Below are 23,295 nucleotides of genomic sequence, written 5' to 3' on the forward strand. Positions count from 1 at the left end.
CAGCCGGTGAGCAGGAAGAGCGACAGCGCGATGAGCCACCGGCTCAGCCGCGGACGGTCGACGCGACCCGACACGAGATCCATCAGGAAGCCCACAGGTACTCCTCTCCGGGGTGACAGAGCGCGACGGCGCGTGCAGAGATACATCCGGCATCCTTTCGTCACGCACGCCCGCGCGGAACCGTGCCAGCACGCACGCACCGGGTTTGTCACGGTCCGGTCTCCGGGGTCGTCGGCGGGTCGAAGGTAGAATCGACGGGTTCCGATCAGGAGGATTCACCCCATGCGCATCACCGGGCTCGGCCACGCCGGCATGTTCATCGAGACCCGCGGCGGCAGCATCCTGTGCGACCCCGTCATCGGCCCGACGTTCTTCGGCTCGTGGTTCCCGTTCCCCGACAACCGCGCCCTGGACTGGGCGAAGTACGGTGCCGCGGACTTCCTCTACGTGTCGCACCGCCATCGCGATCACTTCGACCCCGCGCTCATGGAGCGCCACGTCCCCAAGAGCATCAAGGTGCTGCTGCCCGACTACCCGACGGACGACCTCGAGCAGGATCTCCGCAAGCTCGGCTACGACAACATCATCTACACGCAGGCGGGCGTCCCGCTGCAGTTCGGCGACCTCAAGATCATGGTGACTCCGCTGCGTGCCCCGAGCGACGGCCCGATCGGCGACTCGTCGCTCAGCGTCGACGACGGCACCGCCAGCATCCTGAATCAGAACGACTCGCACCCGCTCGATCTCGAGAAGCTCATGTCGTTCTCGAAGCCCGAGGCGTACTTCACGCAAGTCTCGGGCGCCATCTGGTGGCCGATGGTCTACGACCTGCCGCAGGATGCGAAGCAGAACTTCGCCCGACTCAAGCGCGACGCGCAGAACAAGCGCGCGATGTACTACATCGAGAAGGTGGATGCCGAGCACGTGTTCCCGATGGCGGGGCCGCCCATGTTCCTGCGTGAGGAGCTGTTCCGCTACAACGGGACGGGGCTGGAGGATGACTCGATCTTCACCGATCAGCGTCAGTTCCTCGCGCACATGGCGGAGCTGCGGCCCGAGCAGAAGGGCTACGAGTTCGTCCCGGGCACCGTCGTCGAGCTGAACGACGGCGAGATCTCGGTCACGCAGTCGCTGTACACGGATGCCGAGATCGACCGCTTCTTCGACGAGAAGTGGGATTACCTCGCCGAGCAGCGCGACACGCGTCAGGACGAGGTCGCTGCGGAAGAGGCATCCCGCGCCGCCGTCCTTCCGCCCGACGAGATGCTCGCCGCCATCAAGGAGTGGTGGGAGCCACTGCTGCGTCGCGGCCGGACGATCCGCATGGGCGTGGGCGGCAACGTGCGATTCCGCATCGGCGGCCTCGACATGGTCGTCGACTTCCCGAAGGCCAAGGTGCGCGAGTACGCGGGGGAGGAGTGCATCTACTGGTACACGATCCCTGCCGACCTCGTCTCGACGAACATCCGCGACCACGAGATCGACTGGTCGAACTCGATCTTCCTCTCGATGCAGTTCGAAGTCGGACGTTCGGGCAAGTTCAACGAGTTCCTCACGACGTTCCTGAAATGCCTGTCGCGCGACCGCATCGAGTACGTCGAGAACTGGTACGCGGAGCAGACGGATCAGACCGAGGATGCGCAGCTCGGCGACTGGATCGTGCAGCGCCGGTGCCCGCACCTGCGCGCCGACCTCACCAAGACCGGCAAGATCGAGGACGGCGTGCTGACCTGCAGCCTCCACGACTGGAAGTGGGACCTCACGAGCGGAAAGTGCCTCACGAGCCAGGGGCATCCGATCCGGGCGAGCCAGGTCGAGGACGATCTCTTCCGCGAAGCGACCACCCCCGCCGCGTAGGTGCTGGCACGGATCTCGGGCGCGATCGGTATCACGTGACCTGAACCCCGCTCCTGGGTGTGTGTCGGACAACCGTCCGGCAGCATCCACGATCGAGGAGTCACGATGACCACCGTTCCCGTATCCCACGGCGCCGTCGGCGCCTTCCCGACCACCCGCCACGCTCGCCCGTCGTTCGTACGGCGCGCGATCGCCGCTGAGGCTCGCGCCGAAGCGGGGCTCAAGGTCTTCCTGCAGCGCTGGAGCATTCCGGCCCTGCGCACGGCGCTCGGCGGGGTCTTCCTCGTCTTCGGCGTCCTGAAGTTCATCCCGGGGGCGAGCCCGCTCGAGGCGCTCGTCGCGAGCACATGGGACAAGCTCACGTTCGGGATCGTGGGCGCGCAGCCCGCGCTCATCCTGACCGCGGTGATCGAGGTCACCGCCGGCATCCTGCTCGTCGCAGGCGGTGCGCTCGCGCGCATCGGACTCGTCGTGCTCGCCCTCGCGTTCGTCGGAATCCTGTCGCCCATCGTCCTCCTGCCTGGAGAGGTCTTCGGTGCGGCAGGCCCTACGCTCACGGGGCAGTACATCTTCAAGAACGTCGTGCTCATCGCAGCCGCCCTCGTCGTGGCATCCCGGGTCCTTCGCGGCCCCGCAGCGAAGAGCTGACTTTCCCGTCGATCGGGGCCGGTCCTTCGGGGCCGGCCTTTCGGCGCGCTAGAGTGGAGGCACAGCAACCTTTAACACCGTCCTGTGAGGCGGAGAAGGGAGCGGCCGATGAGCACACGTACCGTGCTGCACGACGCCGACATCGCACGCGCTCTGACTCGGATCTCGCACGAGATCCTCGAGTCCAACAAGGGCCCCGAGAACCTCGTCCTGCTGGGCATTCCGACCCGCGGCGTGACTCTCGCGCAGCGCATCGGCGGTCTGCTCGCCGACTTCAGCGGTGCTTCCGTGCCCACGGGGGCGCTCGACATCACGATGTACCGCGACGATCTGCACCGGAACCCCACGCGGGCGCCGCAGCCGACGCAGATCCCCGCGGGTGGCATCGACGGCAAGGTCGTCGTCCTCGTCGACGACGTGCTCTTCTCGGGCCGCAGCATCCGGTCGGCCCTCGACGCGTTGCAGGACATCGGGCGTCCCGCTGCGGTCCGCCTCGCGATCCTCGTCGACCGCGGCCACCGCGAGCTGCCGATCCGCCCCGATTTCGTCGGCAAGAACCTGCCGAGCGCCCGCGACGAGCGCGTCAACGTCCGTCTCGCCGACGTCGACGGCGTCGAAGAGGTGACGATCGAGTCATGAGGCACCTGCTCGACACCCAGACCCTCTCGCGCGCGGACGCTCTGCGGATCCTCGATGTCGCCGAGGACATGGCCGACACGCAGCAGCGCGAGGTGAAGAAGCTCCCGACGCTGCGCGGCAAGACCGTGGTGAACCTCTTCTTCGAGGACTCCACGCGCACGCGCATCTCGTTCGAAGCGGCCGCGAAGCGCCTGAGCGCGGATGTCATCAACTTCTCGGCGAAGGGGTCGAGCGTATCGAAGGGCGAGTCCCTGCAGGACACGGCGCAGACGCTGCAGGCGATGGGGGCGGATGCCGTCGTCATCCGCCACGGTGCTTCGGGCGCCCCGCGCACGCTCGCGACGAGCGGGTGGATCACCGCCGGCGTCGTCAACGCCGGCGACGGAACCCACGAGCACCCGACGCAGGCGCTGCTCGACGCCTTCACGATGCGCAAGCGTCGATTCGGCACGGAGAGCCGTGGCCGCGATCTCGCCGGCATGAAGGTCACGATCGTGGGCGACGTGCTGCACTCGCGCGTCGCGCGCTCGAACGTCTGGCTGCTGAACACCCTCGGCGCCGACGTCACCCTCGTCGCGCCGCCGACGCTCGTGCCCCAGGACGTCTCGGGCTGGCCCGTGCGCGTCGTGTACGACCTCGATGAGGCGATCGCGGCCGGGCCGGACGCGATCATGATGCTCCGCATCCAACTCGAGCGCATGAATGCCGCGTATTTCCCCACTGAACGGGAGTATTCTCGCCGATGGGGGCTCGACGCCCGGCGCATGGGCATGCTCCTGACGGATACGATGGTTCTGCACCCGGGTCCGATGAACCGGGGGCTGGAGATCTCCGCCGACGCCGCCGATTCCCCTCGCTCGACGGTGCTCGAGCAGGTCGCGAACGGCGTGTCGGTGCGGATGGCGGTGTTGTATCTGCTGCTCGCGGGCGAACGTGCCCACGGCGGCGACGAGAGTGAGGACGTGCTGTGACGGATGAGGTCCTTCTGATCCGAGGAGCACTCCTCGAGGGCGGCCGTGCCGCCGACCTGATCGTCGACGGCGGAGTCATCGCCGAGGTGGGATCGGGGCTGAGCCGTGCCGGTGCGACGGTGGTGGAAGCCGAGGGTCTGATCGCCCTCCCGGGCCTGGTCGATCTGCACACGCACCTGCGCGAGCCGGGGTACGAGGCATCCGAGACGATCCTGACCGGATCCCGCGCCGCCGCGGCCGGCGGCTACACGACGGTGTTCGCGATGCCGAACACCTCGCCCGTGGCCGATACCGCCGGAGTCGTCGAGCAGGAGCTCGCCCTGGGCGAGGCCGCCGGTTACGCCACGGTGCAGCCGATCGGCGCCGTCACGGTGGGGCAGAAGGGCGAGCGCCTCGCCGAACTGGGGGCGATGGCCGACTCGCGGGCCCGCGTGAGGGTCTTCAGCGACGACGGCTTCTGCGTCTTCGACCCGCTCATCATGCGCCGAGCGCTCGAGTACGTGAAGGCGTTCGACGGTGTCATCGCCCAGCACGCGCAGGATCCGCGGCTGACCGAGGGCGCCCAGATGAACGAGGGCGCCGTCTCGGCCGAACTCGGCCTCGCCGGGTGGCCCGCCGTCGCCGAGGAGTCGATCATCGCGCGCGACGTGCTCCTCACCGAACACGTCGGCTCACGCCTGCACGTCTGCCACCTGTCGACGGCCGGCTCGGTCGACATCATCCGCTGGGCCAAGCGCCGGGGCGTCCAGGTGACGGCGGAGGTCACGCCGCACCACCTGCTCCTGACGGACGACCTCGTGCGCGGGTACGACCCGCGGTTCAAGGTCAACCCGCCGCTGCGCCGCGAGGAGGACGTCCTCGCCGTCCGCGAGGGCCTCGCCGACGGCACGATCGACATCGTCGCGACCGATCACGCGCCGCACCCGCTCGAGGCGAAGGCGTGCGAGTGGCAGGCCGCCGCGAACGGCATGGTCGGCCTCGAGAGCGCGCTGCGGGTCGTCCACGCCACGATGGTCGAGACGGGGCTGCTCCAGTGGACGGACGTCGCCCGCGTCATGTCACGCGAACCGGCACGCATCGGCCGGCTGAGCGACGCGGGAACGCCGCTCGCGGCGGGGCACCCGGCATCCTTCACCCTCTACGACCCGACCCCCGCGCGCCCGTTCACGACGGCCGACCTCGAGGGACGCAGCGTCAACTCGCCCTACCTCGGTCGCGACCTGCCGGGCGACGTGCGCTGGACGGTGTACCGGGGCACGCCCACGGTCGCCGATGGCGCGCTGCTCGAGAAGCCGGGGGTGCGCGGATGACGCGGGAAGGCGCGCTCATCGTCATCGTCGCGTTCACCGTCCTGCTGATCGCGGTCGGCGTGTGGGCGTGGACGAAGCGCCGTCGCCGCGACGCGACACCGCTCATCACGCCCGGCGACGTGCCCGCCGGCGCCACGACGAGTGCCCTGTTCGAGGGCCTCTACGTCGCGACGACGCGTCACGACGTCCCCCTCGAGCGCATCGCGGCTCCGGGTCTCGGCATGCGCTCGCGCGTGACGGTCACGGTGACCGACGCCGGCCTCGCGCTCGATCTCACGGGTCGGCCGCGCCTGTTCCTCGCGACAGACCGCATCGCGGGCGTCGATCAGTCGACGGTCGCGATCGACCGCGTCGTCGAGAAGGACGGCCTCACCCGCCTCGCCTGGCGCACCGACGCGGGGGACCTCGTCGACAGCTACTTCAGACCTCAGGATGCCTCGGCCCGTGCGCTCGCAGACGCCATCGCCGGCATCCTCTCCACCACGCAGACGGGAACCGACGCATGACCTCCCTTTTCCGCTCCGATCCCGCCGTGCTCGTGCTCGAGGACGGCACCCGTCACGTCGGCCGCGCCTACGGCGCGACGGGCACGACGATCGGTGAAGTCGTCTTCGCGACCGGCATGACCGGCTACCAGGAGACCTTGACCGACCCCTCGTACGCGGGCCAGATCGTGCTGCAGACCGCGCCGCACATCGGCAACACCGGCATGAACGCCGAGGACCCGGAGTCCCGCCGCATCTGGGTCTCGGGCTACATCGTGCGCGACCCCTCGCGCGTCGTGTCGAACTGGCGCGCCGAGGAATCGCTCGACGACGCGCTCGTCTCGGACGGCGTCGTGGGCATCAGCGGCATCGACACGCGGGCCGTGACGCGTCACATCCGCTCGGCGGGCAGCATGCGCGGCGGGATCTTCTCGGGCGAGGCTGCGGGGCTGGATGCCGCCGAGCAGCTGCGCCTCGTGACCGACGCGCCGCAGATGGCCGGGCAGAACCTCTCGGCCGCGGTCTCGGTCTCGACGGCCGAGATCACCCCGGCGACGGTTGAGCGGATCGGCAACCTCGCTGTCCTCGATCTGGGCGTCAAGCAGGCCACGATCGACAACCTCGCCGCACGCGGCTTCGATGTGCACGTCCTGCCGCAGGATGTGACGATCGACGGCATCCGTGCCATCGACCCGGTCGCGGTGTTCTACTCCAACGGACCGGGCGACCCCGCGGCATCCGGCGATCACGTCGAGCTGCTGAGATCGGTCCTCGACGAGCGTCTGCCGTTCTTCGGGATCTGCTTCGGCAATCAGCTCCTGGGTCGCGCGCTCGGTCTCGGCACTTACAAGCTGCCGTTCGGTCACCGGGGCATCAACCAGCCCGTGCTCGACAAGGCCACGGGCCGCGTCGAGATCACGGCGCACAACCACGGCTTCGCGGTCGAAGCGCCGCTGGAGGGGTCGTTCGACTCACCCAACGGCTACGGCAAGGTCGAGGTCAGCCACGTCGGCCTCAACGACCAGGTCGTCGAGGGCCTGCGGGCTCTCGACATCCCGGCCTTCTCGGTGCAGTACCACCCCGAGGCGGCCGCCGGCCCCCACGACGCCAACTACCTGTTCGACCGCTTCGCGGAGATGGTGAAGGAGAACCGTGCCTAAGCGGGAAGACATCAAGAGCGTCCTCGTGATCGGATCGGGTCCGATCGTGATCGGCCAGGCGTGCGAGTTCGACTACTCGGGCACGCAGGCCTGCCGCGTGCTGCGCGAGGAGGGCGTGCGCGTCATCCTCGTGAACTCGAACCCCGCGACGATCATGACCGACCCGGACTTCGCGGACGCGACGTACATCGAGCCGATCACGCCCGAGGTCATCGAGACGATCATCGCGAAGGAGAAGCCCGACGCGATCCTGCCGACCCTCGGCGGGCAGACGGCGCTCAACGCCGCGATCGCGCTCCACAAGCGCGGCAGCCTCGAGAAGTTCGGGGTCGAGCTCATCGGCGCCGACTTCGAGGCGATCAACAAGGGCGAGGACCGCCAGATCTTCAAGCAGCTCGTGCTCGACGCGGGGGCGGATGTCGCGGCATCCGTCATCTGCCACTCGATGGACGACCTGCTCGCGGGCGCCGCCAAACTCGGCTACCCCCTGGTCGTGCGTCCGTCGTTCACGATGGGCGGCCTCGGCTCGGGCTTCGCGTACGACGAAGCCGACCTCCGCCGCATCGGCGGCGCGGGCCTGCACGACTCGCCCACGAACGAGGTGCTCCTCGAGGAGTCGATCCTCGGGTGGAAGGAGTACGAGCTCGAGCTCATGCGCGACACGGCCGACAACACCGTCGTCGTCTGCTCGATCGAGAACGTCGACCCCGTCGGCGTGCATACGGGCGACTCGATCACCGTGGCCCCCGCGCTCACGCTGACCGACCGCGAGTACCAGAAGCTGCGCGACATCGGCATCGACATCATCCGCGCCGTCGGCGTCGACACGGGCGGCTGCAACATCCAGTTCGCCGTCGATCCTGCGACGGGACGCATCATCGTCATCGAGATGAACCCGCGCGTGTCGCGCTCGTCGGCGCTCGCATCGAAGGCGACGGGCTTCCCGATCGCCAAGATCGCCGCGAAGCTCGCGATCGGCTACCGCCTCGACGAGATCCCCAACGACATCACGAAGGTGACGCCGGCGAGCTTCGAGCCGACGCTCGACTACGTCGTGGTCAAGGTGCCGCGATTCAACTTCGAGAAGTTCCCCGCCGCCGACACGACGCTCACGACGACCATGAAGTCGGTCGGCGAGGCGATGGCGATCGGCCGCAACTATGCGACGGCGCTGCAGAAGGCGCTGCGCTCGCTCGAGAAGCGCGGCTCGTCGTTCCACTGGGGTGCCGAGGAGCGTTCCGTCGATGAACTGCTCGAGATCGCCACCGTGCCGACCGACGGCCGCATCGTCGTCCTGCAGCAGGCGATGCGCAAGGGCGCGACGATCGAGCAGGCCTTCGCCGCGACCAAGATCGACCCCTGGTTCCTCGATCAGATCGCGCTGATCAACGAGGTCGCCGAGTTCGTGCGGACGGTGGGGGAGTTGGACGCGTCGACACTCCGCATCGCGAAGGAGCACGGCTTCAGCGACGCTCAGCTCGGCGAGCTGCGCGGGATCCCCGAGGCCGAGGTCCGCGGCATCCGTCACGCCCTCTCGATCCGTCCCGTCTACAAGACCGTCGACACGTGCGCGGGGGAGTTCCCGGCGCTGACGCCCTACCACTACTCGAGCTACGACGTCGAGACCGAGGTCACGCCGTCGGATCGCACGAAGGTCGTCATCATCGGTTCGGGCCCCAACCGCATCGGGCAGGGCGTCGAGTTCGACTACTCGTGCGTGCACGCGTCGTTCGCGCTGTCGGAAGCGGGTTACGAGACCGTCATGGTCAACTGCAACCCCGAGACCGTGTCGACCGACTACGACACGTCCGACCGCCTGTACTTCGAGCCCCTGACACTCGAGGACGTGCTCGAGGTGCTGCACGCCGAGTCGCAGTCGGGCGAGATCCTCGGTGTCGTGTGCCAGCTCGGCGGCCAGACGCCGCTCGGCCTCGCGAAGGGCATCGAAGAGGCGGGGTACACGATCCTCGGCACGAGTCCCGCGGCGATCGACCTGGCCGAGGAGCGCGAGCTCTTCTCGCGCCTGCTCGACGACGCGGCGCTGGTCGCACCGCGTCACGGCACGGCGACGGACGTCGACGGCGCGGTGGGCATCGCGGAGGAGATCGGCTACCCCGTTCTCGTGCGCCCGAGCTTCGTGCTCGGCGGCCGCGGCATGGAGATCGTCTACGACAGCCCGAGCCTGCGCGAGTACTTCGTCCGCACGGCCGGCGAGGTGATCGTCGAACCCGGCAAGCCGCTCCTGGTCGACCGGTTCCTCGACGACGCGATCGAGATCGACGTCGATGCGCTCTACGACGGTGAGCAGCTGTACATCGGCGGTGTCATGGAGCACCTCGAGGAGGCCGGTATCCACTCCGGCGACTCGTCGTGCACGCTGCCGCCGGTCTCGTTGGGCCGCAGCGACATCGACCGCGTGCGCACCGCGACCCTCGCCATCGCGCAGGGCGTGGGCGTGCGGGGCCTGCTCAACGTGCAGTTCGCGATCTCGGCCGGCGTGCTCTACGTCATCGAGGCGAATCCCCGCGCATCGCGGACCGTCCCGTTCGTCTCGAAGGCGCTGGGCATCCCGCTCGCGAAGGCCGCCGCCCGCATCATGGCGGGGGCCACGATCGCCTCGCTCGTGGATGAGGGACTTCTTCCTGCGCAGGACGGCTCGCGCGTCCCCCTCGACGCCCCCGTCGCGGTCAAGGAGGCCGTCCTGCCCTTCAAGCGCTTCCGCACGAAGGACGGTCTCATGGTCGACTCCGTGCTCGGACCCGAGATGCGTTCGACGGGCGAGGTCATGGGTATCGACCGTGACTTCCCGACCGCATTCGCGAAGTCGCAGGAGGCCGCGTATGGCGGCATGCCCCTCGAGGGCACGGTGTTCATCTCGGTCGCCGACGGCGACAAGCGCGCCGTCATCCTTCCGGCCCACCGCCTGCAGGAGCTCGGCTTCACGCTCGTCGCGACCGAGGGCACGGCCGAGATCCTCGCGCGCAACGGCATCGACGTCGAGGTCGTGAACAAGTACTCCGCGACGCAGGAGTCGGGCGAGGTGAACATCGTCGACCTCATCAACGAGGGCCGCATCGACATGATCGTCAACACGCCCTCGGGCGGAATGGCGCGCGCCGACGGCTACGAGATCCGCGCGGCGGCCGTGGCCGCCGACAAGGCCCTGTTCACGACGATGGCCGTGCTCGGCGCCGCCGTCAGCGCGCTGCCCGTGCTGCGCGACGGCTTCGCGGTGCGGAGCCTGCAGGAATACGCGCTCGACCGAGCGGAGCGCGCATGATCCCATTCGGCACACGGCTGCGCACAGCCCTCGACTCCTTCGGGCCTCTCTGCGTGGGGATCGACCCCCACGAGAGTCTGCTGCAGGAGTGGGGGATGGATGCCTCGGCCGCCGGCGTGCGGTCTTTCGGGCTCGCCGTGGTCGAGGCGGCCGCGGGCCGGGTCGGCGTCGTCAAGCCGCAGGTCGCGTTCTTCGAGCGCTTCGGGTCACGCGGCTTCGCGGCGCTCGAGGAGGTCATGGCCGCCGCGCGTGAAGCGGGACTCGTCGTGATCGCCGACGCCAAACGCGGCGACATCGGCACGACGATGGAGGGCTACGCGCACGCGTGGCTCGAGCCCGGGTCACCGCTCGAGGCGGATGCCGTGACCCTGAGCCCCTACCTCGGAGCGGACTCGCTGCGTGCGACGCTCACGACGGCCGTCCGGCACGGCAAGGGCGCCTTCGTCCTCGCCGCGACGAGCAACCCCGAGGCCTACTCGGTGCAGAGTGCAAGGACGATCGACGTCGCCGCGTCCGACGACGAGTCAGTCGCCGAGCGCGTCGCGCGGGACGTGTCGTGGATCAACGGCTCCGACGCGTTCGAGGGCGGACTCGGCCCCATCGGTCTCGTCGTCGGCGCGACCGTCGACCGCACGGTCATCGGACTGCCCGACGACGCGCTCGCGGGCGCGCCGATCCTGGCGCCGGGATTCGGGGCGCAGGGCGCCGAACCGGGTGACCTGGGGAAGCTCTTCGGCGCGCTCTCGCGCAACGTCGTCGCGAGCGAGAGCCGCAGCATCCTGTCCGCCGGCCCCGACGCCCTCGCGGCGCGCATCGAGGCCCGCGCGGCGATGTACGTTAGACATTCCGATGCCTGATTCACGTACTCCCCCCGAAGTCGACCGCGTCGCCGCATCCCGTCGCGCCGTCGCCGCCCGCAGAGCCCGCGCCGCCCTCAAGAAGGACGTCGCGATGCGCGTCATCACCCCCCAAGCCCTCCTGCGCCGGGCGCTCGACGACCCGTCGTCGCCCGCCGGCGCGATGCGCGTGACCGAGTTCCTCACGTGCATCCCCGCGATCGGCGAGGGCAAGCGCGACCGCATCCTCGCCGAGCTCGAGATCGCCCCCGTCAAGAAGCTCGGCGGGCTCGGCGCGCGCCAGCGCGTCGCGCTCACGGCCTACCTCGACTCCCGCATTCCCGAGCGCACGCCGCGCGGCAATCGCAGCAAGCTGCTCGTGCTCGCCGGCCCCACCGCCGTCGGCAAGGGGACCGTCGCGGCGCACATCAAGGCGCATCACCCCGAGATCCTGCTCTCGATCTCGGCCACGACCCGCCCGCCCCGTCCGGCAGAGGTCGACGGCGAGCATTACTTCTTCGTGGACGACGCCGAGTTCGACCGCATGATCGCGGCGGGGGAGCTTCTCGAGCACGCGACGGTGCACAACCGCTTCCGCTACGGCACGCCCCGTCGTCCCATCGACGCGGCTCTCGCCGAGGGGCGCACCGTCCTTCTCGAGATCGACCTGCAGGGCGCACGCCAGGTGCGCGCGGCCGAACCGTCGGCGACCCTCGTCTTCCTCCTGCCGCCGAGCTGGGACGAACTCGTCGAACGGCTCGTGGGCCGTGGCACGGAAGGCGACGAAGAGCGCGCACGGCGCTTGCGCACCGCCAAGGTCGAGCTCGCCTCGCAGAACGAGTTCGACTACCGGGTCGTGAACGACGATGTCGCCCGCGCGGCGGCCGAGGTCGCGGCGCTCGCGCGCTGACCCCCCGCGTTTCGTAACATTACGACCGAGTCGAGGAACACGGCGTAACGTCGGCAGGCTGGACGCATGTCCTCCCTCGCCACTGCGCCCGCACCACGCGCCACCGAGCGTCGCGGCGTCGTGCACGTCAGCGGGCTCGCGCGCACGTTTCCGACCGCGCAGGGCGCGCACGACGTGCTGCGGGGCATCGATCTCGACCTGCACGCGGGCGAGATCGTCGCGATCGTCGGCCCCTCGGGCTGCGGCAAGTCGACGCTCCTGCGACTGCTCGGCGGTCTCGACTCGCCGACGGCGGGTGTCATCGCCGTCGACGGCACGACGGTCCGCGACACCGACGACCGCACGGCCGTCGCGTTCCAGGAGCCCCGGCTCCTGCCGTGGCGCACGATCGCGCAGAACGTCGCGCTCGGGCTCCCGCGCGGAACCGACAAGCGCACTGCGCGCTCGCGGGTGGCGGAACTGCTCGAGCTCGTGGGACTCACGCCCGCGGCGGAGCGACGCCCCTCCGAGGTGTCCGGTGGCATGGCGCAGCGCGCCTCGCTCGCCCGGGCGCTCGCCCGCGGCCCCGAAGTGCTCCTGCTCGACGAGCCGTTCGGCGCACTCGACGCCCTCACCCGCCTGCGCATGCAGGACCTCCTCCTCGACATCCATGCCTCGCAGCCGACGACCGTCGCGCTCGTCACGCATGACGTCGAAGAGGCCCTCTACCTCGCCGACCGCGTCATCCTGCTGCGGTCACTCGGCGAGGATGCCGGCGCATCGTCGGTCGCACGCGCGATCGAGGTTCCCGGCATCCGTCCCCGTGACCGTGCCGACCACGTGTTCACGCAGCTGCGCGCCGAGCTCCTCGAAGGACTCGGCGTGCCCACCCATCACCACACTCCCGAGGAGACCCGATGAGCACCATCGTCCGCCGCACCGTACCCGCCCTCGTTCTGGCCGGTGCGCTGATGATGGGCACGACGGGCTGCCTCGCCGGCGAGAACGCCTCGGCCGAGTCGGGGACGGATGACGCGGGTCAGGCGCAGGAGTGGTCGACCGACACGCTGTCGCTCGACTTCGCGACCTACAACCCGCTGAGCCTCATCGTGCGCGACCAGGGCCTCATCGAGGAGGCGCTGGGCGACGACGTCACCGTCGAGTGGGTGCAGTCGGCCGGCTCCAACAAGGCGAACGAGTTCCTGCGCGCCGGCTCGATCGACGTCGGCTCGACAGCGGGGTCGGCCGCGCTGCTCGCGCGCTCGAACGGCTCGCCCATCAAGGTCATCGACATCTACTCGCAGCCCGAGTGGTCGGCGCTCGTCGTCCCCGCGGGCAGCGACATCACCTCGGTCGCCGACCTCGCCGGCACCTCCGTCGCGGCGACGCCGGGCACCGACCCGTACTTCTTCCTCCTGCAGGCGCTCGAGACCGAGGGTCTCACGATCGCCGACGTGCAGCTGCAGAACCTGCAGCACGCCGACGGTCGCGCCGCGCTCGAGGCCGGCTCGGTCGACGCGTGGGCGGGTCTGGATCCGATCATGGCCGCCGCCGAGAGCGAGTCGGGCGCGGAGCTGCTCTACCGCAACGTCGACTTCAACTCCTACGGCTTCCTCAACGCGACCGAGGACTTCATCACGAACCACGCCGACGTCGCGCAGGTCGTCGTCGATGCCTACGAAGAGGCACGTGTGTGGGCTCTCGAGAACCCCGAAGAGACGGCCGCCCTGCTCGCCGAGGTCGCTGACATCGCCCCCGAGGTCGCCTCGACGGTCATCACCGAGCGCTCCAACCTCGATGTGAGCGGCATCCCCGGCGACGACCAGCTCGCTGTGCTGAAGAAGATCGCACCCGTGCTCGTCGAGTCCGACGCCGTTCAGGGCGGAGACGCCGCAGTGCAGGCCGCGCTCGACTCGATCATCGAGGACTCCTTCGCCACGAAGGCGGTCGAGGCTCAGTGAGTCTGCGCACCGCCGAGGCGGCGGCCCCCGACGCGGGGGTCGCCGCCTCGGCGCGCTCGTTCTGGTCGCGCCCGGTCGTCCGCATCGTCGGCGGCCTGCTCGTGCCGCTCGCGCTGCTGGGCGCATGGCAGATCGCGTCGGTGTCGGGCCTCGTGCCGGCCTACCGGCTGCCTCCGCCCGCGACGGTCGTCACGGCCGCGGTCGAGATGGCCGCAACGGGCGAGCTCTGGCTGCACATCGCCATCTCCGTGCAACGCGTGCTCCTCGGCTTCCTCATCGGATCACTCGTGGGCATCGGCGCGGCCGCGATCGTGGGTCTCACCCGGGCTGGTGACGTGCTGCTCTCGCCCACCCTTGCAGCGATCCGCGCCATCCCGTCGCTGGCCCTCGTGCCGCTGCTCCTGCTGTGGATGGGCATCGGCGAGGACTCCAAGGTCACGCTGATCGCGATCGGAGCGTTCTTCCCCGTCTTCACGACGGTGTCGATCGCACTCCGCCACGTCGATGTGCGCCTGGTCGAGATGGGGCGGTCCTTCAGCCTGCGCGGCTGGGAGCTCTTCCGCACCGTACAGCTGCCGTCCGTGCTCCCCGCGCTCGTCTCGGGCCTGCGACTGGGAATGGCGCAGTCGTGGCTCTTCCTCGTGGCGTCCGAGCTGCTCGGCGCCGCGATGGGCCTCGGATTCCTGCTGACGATCTCAGGCCAGAACGGCCGCGTCGATCGCATCCTCATGACCATCGCGATCCTCGCGATCCTGGGCGCCCTGTCGAACGCGATCCTGACCCTCATCGAGAAGAGGCTCCTGAAGCGATGGACGTGACCGAGCCGATGACCGAAGCCCGCCTGGTCGAAGCCCGCACGTTCCCGCCGTCCCCGTCGTTCGCAGAGCGCGCGAACGTGACGGCGGAGGCGTACGGGCGCGCGGCGGCGGATCCCGAAGCCTTCTGGGAGGATGCCGCGCGCCGGCTCGACTGGGCGCAGCCGTGGCACACCGCGCTCGAGTGGCGCCCCGCGACCGACGGGATCCCGCGGGCCCGCTGGTTCGAGGGCGGACGCCTCAACGTGGCCGTCAACTGCGTCGACCGCCACGTCGACGCGGGTCGGGGCGACAAGGTCGCGCTGCGCTTCGAGGGCGAGCCGGGCGACCGGATCACCGTCACGTACGCGGACCTGCAGCGTCGCGTCGCGCAGGCGGCGCACGCGCTCACCTCGCTGGGCATCGAGCCGGGCGATCGGGTCGTCGTCTACCTCCCGGTCCTGATCGAGACGGTCGTGATCGCGCTCGCGTGCGCCCGCATCGGCGCCGTGCACTCGCTCGTGTTCGGCGGCTTCTCGGCCGACGCACTGCGGTTCCGCCTCGAAGACACCCATGCGAAGCTCCTCGTGACGTCGGACGGACAGTACCGCCGCGGTGCCGCGGTCGAAGTGAAGTCGACGGCGGATGCCGCGGCATCCGGTCTGCCGCATCTCGAACACGTCCTCGTCGTGCGCCGCACCGGCAGCGCCGTGCCGTGGGACGAGGCCCGCGACCGCTGGTGGCACGACGTCGTCGAGACGCAGCCGACGCAGCACGACGCGCAGGCGTTCGAAGCGGAGCATCCGCTCTTCGTCATCTACACCTCGGGCACGACCGGCAAGCCCAAGGGGCTCGTGCACACGTCGGGCGGGTACCTCACGCACGCGAGCTGGGCGCACTGGGCGCACTTCGACGCGAAGCCGGACGACGTGCACTGGTGCACGGCCGACCTCGCGTGGGTGACGGCGCACACGTACGAGATCTACGGACCGCTCTCGAACGGGCTGACGCAGGTGATCTACGAGGGCACGCCCGACGCGCCGCACCGTGAACGCCACCTGGAGATCATCGAGCGCTACGGCGTCACGGTCTACTACACGGCGCCGACGCTCATCCGCACGTTCATGACGTGGTTCGGCGACGATCTGCCCGCGGGCCACGACTTGTCGAGCATCCGACTGCTGGGCACGGTCGGCGAGGCGATCAACCCGGCCGCATGGGTCTGGTTCCGCAAGAACTTCGGACGGGATGCCGTGCCCGTCGTCGACACGTGGTGGCAGTCCGAGACGGGTGCCGCGATGATCGCGCCCCTGCCCGGCGTGACGACGCTCAAGCCCGGCTCGGCATCCGTTCCGCTTCCCGGCATCGACGCGACGGTCGTCGACGAGCGCGGCCGCGAGGTCGAGCCCGGGCGCGCCGGCACGCTCGTCGTGCGCCGGCCGTGGCCGGGGATGGCCCGCACAGTGTGGGGCGATCCCGACCGCTACCGGAGCGCGTACTGGGCACAGCACGCCGACCGCGGCTACTACGTCGCCGGCGACGGCGCGACACGCGACGCCGACGGGTACATCTGGATCCTCGGACGCCTCGACGATGTCGTGAACGTCTCGGGGCACCGCCTCTCGACGATCGAGATCGAGTCCGCGCTCGTCGCGCACGACACCGTGGGAGAGGCCGGGGTCACCGGCGTCGGCGATCCGGTGACGGGCCAGGCGGTCGCCGCCTTCGTCGTCGGGGCGGGGCGTGCGGACGTGGATGCCGCGGCCCTGCGCGCCGAGGTCACCCGTGCGATCGGGCCCGTCGCCAAGCCCCGGCACATCGTCGTCGTGCCGGATCTGCCCAAGACCCGGTCGGGCAAGATCCTGCGTCGCCTGCTGGCTCAGTTGTGGACGGCCGAGCAGGACCGCCGCGCCGGACGCGAGCCCGAACCGCTGGGCGACACGACGTCGCTGCAGAACCCCGAGGCCGTCGAGCGCATCGCCGCGGCTCTCGCCGCGGCCTGACCGGCCCCGCAGATCTGACACCATGACAGGTGAGGGAGAACATGACTGAAGAGCACCGATTCGGCTTCCGCACGCGCGCGCTGCACGCGGGCGGAACACCCGATGCCACGACCGGCGCGCGCGCCGTGCCGATCTACCAGACCACCTCGTTCGTCTTCGACGATGCGACGGATGCCGGCAACCTGTTCGCCCTGCAGAAGTACGGCAACATCTACTCGCGCATCGGGAACCCCACCGTCGCGGCTCTCGAGGAGCGCCTCGCGTCGCTCGAGGGCGGCATCGGCGCCGTCGCAACGGCATCCGGCATGAGCGCCGAGTTCATCACGTTCGCCGCCCTCGTCGGAGCGGGCGATCACGTCGTCGCGTCGGCGCAGCTGTACGGCGGCACCGTGACGCAGCTCGACGTGACACTGCGGCGGTTCGGTGTCGACACGACCTTCGTGGCATCCACCGATCCCGCGGACTACGCGGTGGCGATCCGGCCCGAGACGAAGGTGCTCTACGTCGAGACGATCGGCAACCCGTCGGGCGAGATCGCCGACATCGCCGGACTCGCCGACGTCGCGCACGCCGCGGGCATCCCGCTCGTCGTCGACTCGACCCTCGCGACACCGTATCTCGCGCGTCCGCTCGAGCACGGCGCCGACATCGTCATCCACTCCGTCACGAAGTTCCTCGGCGGCCACGGCACGACACTCGGCGGCGTCGTGATCGAGAAGGGCACGTTCGACTGGGGCAACGGGAAGTTCCCGCAGATGACCGAGCCGGTCGCCTCGTACGGCGGCATCAAATGGTGGGACAACTTCGGCGAGTACGGGTTCCTCACGAAGCTGCGCACCGAACAGCTGCGCGACATCGGTCCGGCGCTGAGCCCGCAATCGGCGTTCCAGCTCCTGCAGGGCGTCGAGACCCTGCCTCAGCGCATCGACGCGCACCTCGCCAACGCGCGGATCGTGGCCGAGTGGCTCGACAGCGACCCGCGCGTGTCGTTCGTGACCTGGGCGGGGCTCCCGGATCACCCGCATCACGACCGCGCGAAGACCTACCTGCCGCTCGGACCGGGCTCCGTCTTCGCCTTCGGCGTAGCCGCGGAAGGCGACGACCCCGAAGCCGGGCGCCGGGCCGGCGAGGCGGTCATCGATGCCCTCCAGCTCGCCTCGCATCTGGCGAACATCGGCGATGCGCGCACCCTCGTCATCCACCCCGCATCGACGACGCATCGGCAGCTGACGCCCGAGCAGCTCGTCGCGGCGGGAGTGCCCGCCGACCTCATCCGCATCTCGGTCGGACTCGAAGACCCCGAAGACATCCTGTGGGACCTCGATCAGGCCCTCACGACCGCGACAGGAGCGACCCGATGACCGATCTCTCGTGCGCTCTGCCGCCCGCTCCCGTCGATGCGTGCGCTCTTCCGGGCGCGCCGGCGCCGGGACGCACGTGGGAAGGGCCGAACGCACAGCAGCGCCTCGACATCCTCCGCTCGGCGCGCTCCGTCGCGATCGTCGGGGCTTCCGACAACCCCGCCCGCGCGAGCTACTTCGTGGGCTCCTACCTCGTCGGCTCGTCGCCGTACGACGTCTACTTCGTCAACCCGCGGGCGACGACGATCTTCGGCAGGCCGGCGTACGCGTCGCTCGCCGATCTTCCGGTCGTGCCCGACATCGTCGACGTCTTCCGCCGCGACGAGGATCTGCCGGGCGTCGCGCAGGAGGCCGTGGACGTCGGCGCGAAGGCGCTGTGGCTGCAGCTGGGGTCGTGGAACGAGGATGCCGCGGCCATCGCCGAGGCCGCGGGCCTGGATGTCGTGATGGACCGGTGCATCAAGATCGAGCACGCGCGATTCCACGGCGGACTGCATCTTGCAGGCTTCGACACGGGCGTCATCAGCTCCAAGCGACAGGTCGTCAGCCGCGGCTGAAGTCTGCACAGGCATCCGCACGGTAGAATGGTCGGATGCGCGGCCATCGTGCCGCGCCCGAGATCTACGACACATCCGCCGAAACCTGCAGGAGGTTCCCATGGCCGGAACGAACCAGGGGATCATCGATCCCCCCATCGACGCTCTTCTCGAGAAGGTCGACTCGAAGTACGAGCTCGTCATCTACGCATCGAAGCGCGCGCGCCAGATCAACGACTACTACTCCGACCTGCACGAGGGCAACCTCTTCGACAACGTCGGCCCGCTCGTCGACTCGAACGTCGAGGACAAGCCGCTGACCATCGCTCTGCACGAGATCCACGAGGACAAGCTGCGCCTGCGTCACCCGGAGTAATCCGCACCAGCACCACCTGTGCCCTCGAGAGCTGAGTGTCCGCTCTCGAGGGCATACTGGTTCACGCCCGCCCCGATCTGGAGAACCGATGTCCGAACTGCGCCTGTTCACGTCCGAGTCCGTGACCGAGGGCCATCCCGACAAGATCTGCGATCAGATCAGCGACAGCATCCTCGATGCACTCCTCACGGTCGATCCGAACAGCCGGGTCGCCGTCGAGACGCTCGTGACGACGGGCCTCGTCCACGTCGCCGGCGAGGTGCGCACGGAAGGCTACGTCGACATCCCGGGCATCGTCCGCAGTGTCGTCAACCGGATCGGCTACACCTCGAGCGAGACCGGGTTCGACGGCGACTCGTGCGGTGTGAGCGTGTCGATCGGCGAGCAGTCGAGCGACATCGCGGCGGGTGTCGACACCGCTCGCGAGCAGCGCGAAGGCGACTCGTCCGACCCGCTCGACGCCCAGGGTGCGGGCGATCAGGGCATCATGTTCGGCTACGCCACGACCGAGACGCGCGAACTCATGCCCGTCGCGGCATGGACGGCGCATCGCATCGCCGAGCGGCTGACGGAGTCCCGTCGGTCCGGCGCCCTGCCGTTCCTGCGGCCCGACGGCAAGACGCAGGTCACGCTCGGGTTCGAGGGTCAGGCGCCGCGCACCGTCGAGACGGTGGTGCTCTCGACGCAGCACCACCCCGATATCTCGCAGAAGGCGCTGCAGGCCGCTGTGCGGGCCGAAGTGATCGATCCTGTGCTCGAGACGCTCGATCTCGACGCCTCCGGCGTCAACGTGCTGATCAATCCCGCAGGCCCTTTCGTCATCGGCGGGCCCAAGGGCGACGCCGGACTCACAGGGCGCAAGATCATCATCGACACGTACGGCGGGGCCTCGCGTCACGGCGGCGGCGCGTTCAGCGGCAAGGACCCCTCGAAGGTCGATCGCTCGGCGGCGTATGCGATGCGCTGGGTCGCGAAGAACGCCGTCGCCGCGGGACTCGCCGACCGACTCGAGGTCCAGGTCGCCTACGCAATCGGTCAAGCGCGTCCGGTGGGCCTCTACGTAGAGACCTTCGGCACAGGTCATGTCTCGGATGAGGCGATCACGCGTGCGATCCTCGACGTCTTCGACCTCCGCCCGCTCGCCATCATCGAGCAGCTCGACCTGCTGCGCCCGATCTATGCGCAGACGGCCGCGTACGGCCATTTCGGGCGTGAACTGCCCGACTTCACGTGGGAGCGCACCGACCGCGTCGAAGAGCTGCGCGCAGCCTCCGGGCTCTGACGTGACCGCGCGGCGCGTCGCGCGCGTCCTGCTCGATTCCCCCCTTCCTCAGCTCGACCGGCTGTTCGACTACGCGATCCCCGCGTCCCTCGTGTCCGAGGTCGCACCCGGGGTCCGGGTGAAGGTGCCCTTGCGCAGCGCCGGACGCATGGTCGACGCGTTCGTCGTCGAGGTGGGCGAGCAGGATGACGCGGACCGCCCGCTCTCCGAGCTCGACACCGTGATCTCGACCGTGCCGGTGCTCACGCCGGGCCTCTACGCGCTCGCGCGCCGCGCGGCCGATCGCGCCGCCGGGTCGGCGAGCGACATCCTCCGCCTCGCGATCCCCAAGCGCATGGTCCGTGCCGAGAAGGCGTGGCTCGCGAACCCGCTGACCGCGGCGCCGGTCGTCGACGAGGACGCCGCGACTCGAGCATCCCTCGTCCTCGCCGATTTCCCCGGCCTCGAAGACGCGATCCTCGACGCCGGGCGCGTCGCACTCGACGCACCGCCCCGGCTCGCACAGCCGTCGCTCGGCGCGTGGGCCGAGCTGCTCGCGGCGGCCGCTGTCCGCACCCTCGCGGCAGGGCGCAGCGCCGTGATCGTCGTGCCCGACCATCGCGATCAGGCGCAGGTCGCGTCCGCTCTCGCGGCGTGGGCCCCCGACGGGTCCGTGGTCGAGACGGATGCCCGGCAAAGCTCGCCCGCCCGCTACGCCGCCTTCCTTCGGACGCTGTCGGACGCGCCCTGCATCGTTCTCGGCAATCGCTCCGCCGTCTATGCACCGGTGCACGACATCGGACTCGTCGCTCTCTGGGACGACGGGGATCCCCTCCTGTCCGAGCCGCTGAGTCCCGGCGTGCATGCGCGGGACGCCGCGCTCGTCCGGCAGGAGCTCGACGGCTGTGCGCTGCTCTTCGCAGGGCACACGCGGACCTCCGACGTCGAGCGGCTCGTGGGCGTGGGGTGGGTGCGAGAACTCCCTGCGCAACGGCGAACGAGTCCCCGGGTGGTCCTCAGCGCGACGCGCGAGGGGGAGTCCCGGGGCGCCCGCGTTCCGTCATCCGCGTTCGCCGCCGCGCGCGGGGCGCTCGAGTCCGGGCCCGTGCTCGTGCAGGTCGCGCGACCGGGGTACGCCCCCGTGCTCGTGTGCGCCGAATGCCGGCATCCCGCCCGGTGCCGCCACTGCGGCGGTCCGCTGCACGCCCGCGCCGCCGGCGCGGTGCCGGTCTGCACGTGGTGCGGCCGCTCGGCGAGCGGGTGGACGTGCGCCGACTGCGGGTCCGACAAGGTGCGCATGGTCTCGTCGGGCAGCGAGCGCACGGCCGACGAACTCGGTCGCGCGTTCCCCGGCACACGCATCATCGTCGCGGACGGCGAGCACCCCGTGCTCCACGTCGACGCGAAGCCCGCCCTCGTGATCGCGACGCGCGGCGCCGAACCCATCGCCGAGGGCGGCTATCGCGCCGTCATCCTGCTCGACGGCGACCGGATGCTCCAGGCCGACGATCTGCGCATCGGCGAGTCGTGCCTGCGGTGGTGGTCCAACGCCGCCGCCCTGGCGGCCCCGCGCGCACCCGTGCACCTCGTCGGCGTCGCCGGCCCCGTCGCGCGCGCCCTCGCGACGTGGACCCAACCCGCCTACGCGCGCGCCGAGCTCGAGGACCGCATCCCGCTCCGAATGCCTCCGGCCGTCCGCGTCGCCTCGATCGACGGTGATCGGGTCGCCGTCGACACCGCCCTCACAGCACTGCGCGAAGGCGTGCCCGAGGTCGACCCGACCTGGGTGCTCGGACCTGTTCCGACCGAGAACGGCGCACGGGCGCTCGTGCGCTTCGACTACTCCGCAGGCTCCAAGGTCACCGACGCGCTGCGCGCCTCGGTGATCGCGGACGCCCTTGCGGCGCGCCGGGCGAACAAGGGCCGCCGCCAGCCCCAGGGCAGACCCCAGGCGCCCCGCAATACACTCAGAGTGCGGGTCGACGTGCCCGATCTCGACCTCTAAGGACCCCATGCGCCTCGTCTTCGCGGGCACCCCCGCGCCCGCCGTGCCGTCGTTGCGCGCCCTCGCGGCGCGCGGCCACGACCTCCGTCTCGCGGTGACGCGCACCGACGCGCCACTCGGTCGCAAGCGCGTCCTGACGCCGTCGCCGGTCGCCGTCGCGGCGAATGAGCTCGGCATCGAGGTCGTCCGCGCCGATCGTCTCGACGCCGACGTCACGGCGCGCATCGCGGCGGAGGAGCCCGATCTCGGCGTCATCGTCGCGTATGGCGGGCTCGTGCGCGAGCCGCTCCTGTCGACGCCGCGTCTCGGATGGATCAATCTGCACTTCTCGCTTCTTCCGCGGTGGCGGGGCGCCGCACCCGTGCAGCGCGCGATCATCGCCGGCGACCGCACGACCGGTGCGAGCGTCTTCCAGCTCGTCGCCGAACTCGATGCCGGGGAAGTCTTCGGCGAGATCGAGCTGCCCGTTCCCGCGGCGGCGACGGCGGGCGAGCTGCTCGACGAACTCGCGATCGCGGGTGCCGACCTGCTGGCCGAGGTCGTGGCATCCCTCGCCGATGGCTCCGCTGTCGCAACCGCGCAGGCGGGCGACCCGACCTACGCCCACAAGCTCGGCGACGACGACGGCCGAATCCGATGGGACGAGCCGCAGACCGCCGTTCTCGACCGCATCCGCGGCGTGACGCCCGAACCCGGCGCACACACGACGATCGACGGCGCGCGGCTCAAGGTGCTCGCGGCATCCGCAGCCGAGGGCGCCCTCGCTCCCGGCGCGATCGCCGGCGACGGCAAGCGAGTGCTCGTCGGGACGGCGACCGACCCCGTCGTGCTCGTCACGGTGCAGCCCGCCGGCAAGGGCGCGATGCGCGCCGCGGATTGGTGGCGCGGCCTGCGCGATGCACCGGCGGAGGTCGGCACGTGAG

The 23,295-nt window shown here is 70.2% G+C and carries 20 protein-coding genes; all 20 read left to right on the forward strand.

Annotation, left to right across the window (positions count from 1 at the left end):
- Positions 1-282: 282 nt before the first annotated feature.
- The 20 genes from MA876_RS13220 (at position 283) to fmt (ending at position 23,294) form a co-directional block, all read left to right on the forward strand.
- Positions 283-1,857, forward strand: coding sequence for a Rieske 2Fe-2S domain-containing protein (locus MA876_RS13220; protein ID WP_248150017.1), 1,575 nt, complete (start codon positions 283-285; stop codon positions 1,855-1,857).
- A 105-nt stretch (positions 1,858-1,962) separates the two neighbouring features.
- Positions 1,963-2,505, forward strand: coding sequence for a DoxX family protein (locus MA876_RS13225; protein WP_248150020.1), 543 nt, complete (start codon positions 1,963-1,965; stop codon positions 2,503-2,505).
- Between the two features lie 108 nt (positions 2,506-2,613).
- Positions 2,614-3,144: a bifunctional pyr operon transcriptional regulator/uracil phosphoribosyltransferase PyrR gene (pyrR, locus tag MA876_RS13230; protein WP_248150022.1), complete on the forward strand. Its 531-nt coding sequence runs from the start codon at positions 2,614-2,616 to the stop codon at positions 3,142-3,144.
- On the forward strand, positions 3,141-4,115 hold the full coding sequence (locus MA876_RS13235; RefSeq protein ID WP_248150024.1) for an aspartate carbamoyltransferase catalytic subunit: 975 nt from the start codon (positions 3,141-3,143) through the stop codon (positions 4,113-4,115). Before pyrR ends, MA876_RS13235 begins: the two co-directional genes overlap by 4 nt.
- The gene (locus MA876_RS13240; RefSeq protein ID WP_248150026.1) at positions 4,112-5,425 is read left to right on the forward strand and encodes a dihydroorotase; all 1,314 of its coding nucleotides are present in this window, start codon (positions 4,112-4,114) and stop codon (positions 5,423-5,425) included. Before MA876_RS13235 ends, MA876_RS13240 begins: the two co-directional genes overlap by 4 nt.
- The gene (locus MA876_RS13245) at positions 5,422-5,931 is read left to right on the forward strand and encodes a PH-like domain-containing protein (protein WP_248150028.1); all 510 of its coding nucleotides are present in this window, start codon (positions 5,422-5,424) and stop codon (positions 5,929-5,931) included. The genes MA876_RS13240 and MA876_RS13245 overlap by 4 nt, the downstream gene beginning before the upstream one ends.
- Positions 5,928-7,070, forward strand: coding sequence for a glutamine-hydrolyzing carbamoyl-phosphate synthase small subunit (gene carA, locus MA876_RS13250; protein WP_248150031.1), 1,143 nt, complete (start codon positions 5,928-5,930; stop codon positions 7,068-7,070). Before MA876_RS13245 ends, carA begins: the two co-directional genes overlap by 4 nt.
- Complete coding sequence (carB, locus tag MA876_RS13255) at positions 7,063-10,350, forward strand: carbamoyl-phosphate synthase large subunit (RefSeq protein ID WP_248150034.1); 3,288 nt, start codon at positions 7,063-7,065, stop codon at positions 10,348-10,350. The genes carA and carB overlap by 8 nt, the downstream gene beginning before the upstream one ends.
- Positions 10,347-11,207: an orotidine-5'-phosphate decarboxylase gene (pyrF, locus tag MA876_RS13260; protein WP_248150037.1), complete on the forward strand. Its 861-nt coding sequence runs from the start codon at positions 10,347-10,349 to the stop codon at positions 11,205-11,207. Before carB ends, pyrF begins: the two co-directional genes overlap by 4 nt.
- Positions 11,200-12,096 carry a guanylate kinase gene (gmk, locus tag MA876_RS13265; RefSeq protein ID WP_248150039.1) on the forward strand — a complete coding sequence of 299 codons (897 nt, stop codon included), beginning with the start codon at positions 11,200-11,202 and terminating at the stop codon, positions 12,094-12,096. Before pyrF ends, gmk begins: the two co-directional genes overlap by 8 nt.
- A 66-nt stretch (positions 12,097-12,162) precedes the next feature.
- Positions 12,163-12,996 carry an ABC transporter ATP-binding protein gene (locus tag MA876_RS13270; RefSeq protein WP_248150041.1) on the forward strand — a complete coding sequence of 278 codons (834 nt, stop codon included), beginning with the start codon at positions 12,163-12,165 and terminating at the stop codon, positions 12,994-12,996.
- Positions 12,993-14,036 carry an aliphatic sulfonate ABC transporter substrate-binding protein gene (locus tag MA876_RS13275; RefSeq protein WP_248150059.1) on the forward strand — a complete coding sequence of 348 codons (1,044 nt, stop codon included), beginning with the start codon at positions 12,993-12,995 and terminating at the stop codon, positions 14,034-14,036. Before MA876_RS13270 ends, MA876_RS13275 begins: the two co-directional genes overlap by 4 nt.
- Positions 14,033-14,854, forward strand: coding sequence for an ABC transporter permease (locus tag MA876_RS13280; protein ID WP_308221660.1), 822 nt, complete (start codon positions 14,033-14,035; stop codon positions 14,852-14,854). Before MA876_RS13275 ends, MA876_RS13280 begins: the two co-directional genes overlap by 4 nt.
- Positions 14,845-16,833, forward strand: coding sequence for an acetate--CoA ligase (gene acs / locus MA876_RS13285; RefSeq protein WP_248150062.1), 1,989 nt, complete (start codon positions 14,845-14,847; stop codon positions 16,831-16,833). Before MA876_RS13280 ends, acs begins: the two co-directional genes overlap by 10 nt.
- Before the next feature lie 41 nt (positions 16,834-16,874).
- Complete coding sequence (locus MA876_RS13290; protein ID WP_248150064.1) at positions 16,875-18,194, forward strand: O-acetylhomoserine aminocarboxypropyltransferase/cysteine synthase family protein; 1,320 nt, start codon at positions 16,875-16,877, stop codon at positions 18,192-18,194.
- Positions 18,191-18,751 (forward strand): CoA-binding protein, encoded by a 561-nt coding sequence (locus MA876_RS13295; protein ID WP_248150066.1) that lies wholly within the window; start codon positions 18,191-18,193, stop codon positions 18,749-18,751. Before MA876_RS13290 ends, MA876_RS13295 begins: the two co-directional genes overlap by 4 nt.
- Before the next feature lie 100 nt (positions 18,752-18,851).
- On the forward strand, positions 18,852-19,106 hold the full coding sequence (rpoZ, locus tag MA876_RS13300) for a DNA-directed RNA polymerase subunit omega (protein ID WP_248150068.1): 255 nt from the start codon (positions 18,852-18,854) through the stop codon (positions 19,104-19,106).
- Between the two features lie 88 nt (positions 19,107-19,194).
- Positions 19,195-20,388, forward strand: a complete 1,194-nt coding sequence (metK, locus tag MA876_RS13305; protein WP_248150070.1) for a methionine adenosyltransferase — start codon at positions 19,195-19,197, stop codon at positions 20,386-20,388.
- Position 20,389: 1 nt separating this feature from the next.
- Positions 20,390-22,372, forward strand: a complete 1,983-nt coding sequence (locus tag MA876_RS13310; protein ID WP_248150073.1) for a primosomal protein N' family DNA-binding protein — start codon at positions 20,390-20,392, stop codon at positions 22,370-22,372.
- Between the two features lie 7 nt (positions 22,373-22,379).
- Positions 22,380-23,294 (forward strand): methionyl-tRNA formyltransferase, encoded by a 915-nt coding sequence (fmt, locus tag MA876_RS13315; protein ID WP_248150076.1) that lies wholly within the window; start codon positions 22,380-22,382, stop codon positions 23,292-23,294.
- Position 23,295 lies beyond the last annotated feature (1 nt).

Origin of the sequence: Microbacterium aoyamense (assembly GCF_023155855.1) — a bacterium.
Classification (GTDB): Bacteria; Actinomycetota; Actinomycetes; order Actinomycetales; family Microbacteriaceae; genus Microbacterium; species Microbacterium aoyamense.